Source organism: Mesorhizobium sp. P5_C1, assembly GCF_054049815.1.
In genome coordinates, this window is the sequence record NZ_JBFULQ010001065.1 from 1 (window position 1) to 1,083 (window position 1,083).

The 1,083-nt window shown below is 60.2% G+C and carries 1 protein-coding gene; it reads left to right on the forward strand.

Annotated features, from left to right (window positions below):
* Nucleotides 1–1,083: aspartate aminotransferase family protein (locus ACXJ7R_RS33910; RefSeq protein ID WP_457155603.1), on the forward strand; the 1,083-nt coding region annotated here is incomplete at both ends.

Here is a 1,083-nt window from a genome sequence, read left to right on the forward strand (position 1 = left end):
GTCCTATCCGATCATGCCGAGGATCGTAACCAACGAATTTCCGGGACCGATCGCACGCACGCTGATCGAGCGGGCTCTCAAAGCCCAGAGTCCCACCAGGCCTTCCGTTCGTGGACGCCTGGTCGTGGAGGGCGGCAAGGGCGCCGGAATCCAGGATCCCGATGGCAACATCTTCCTCGATATGTCCGCCGGCGTTGCGGTGTCGAGCGTGGGACGGAACCATCCTAAGGTCGTGGCTGCGATCAAAAGCCAGTCGGAAAAGTTGATGCATTCGGCCGGCCTGATCAATGAGACCACCGTTGCGCTTGCCGAGAAACTGGCTTCGACGATGCCGCACGGTTTGCGCGACGAATGCTTCACCTGGTTCGGGATGAGCGGGTCGGGTGCGATCGAAACGGCTCTAAAATTTGCCAAGGCGATCACCGGCAAGTCACAGATTGTCGCCTTCGAGGGAGCCTACCATGGCGTATTCCATGGTTCGTTGGCACTCACCACCCGCGAGAACTTCAGGGCTGGGTTCGGTCCGCTGATGCCGGGCGCAATCCATATGCCATATGCCTATTGCTACCGTTGCTTCGCCGACCTGCGCTATCCGGAATGCGAGGTGCGCTGCGCCAAGTATCTCGATTACAAGCTCACCACTCCGAACACAGGCGCCGACGACGTCGCGGCGGTGATCATCGAATCCATGCAGGCGGACGGCGGCTACATCGATCCGCCTGTCGAATTCATGCAGATGTTGCGTGAGACCTGCACCAAGAAGGGGATTCTGCTCATCGTCGACGAAGTGCAAGCGGGCGGCGGGCGGACTGGCAAGATGTGGGCAAGCGAGCATTTCGGCATTGTTCCCGACATGGTCGTATGGGCCAAGGCTATCGGCGGCGATATGCCCCTTTCCGGCCTCACGATTCACGAGCGGTATCGAGGCAAACTTCCACTCGGCTCCCAGGTTCTAACTGCTGCGGAAAATGCTGTCGCCAACGTCGTCGCGCTGGCCAACCTGGAAATCCTGACCGATCCGGCAGACGACCTCATTGGTCGCGCGGCCATCGTGGGGGCCGAAATGAAGGCGGAGTTGACGGC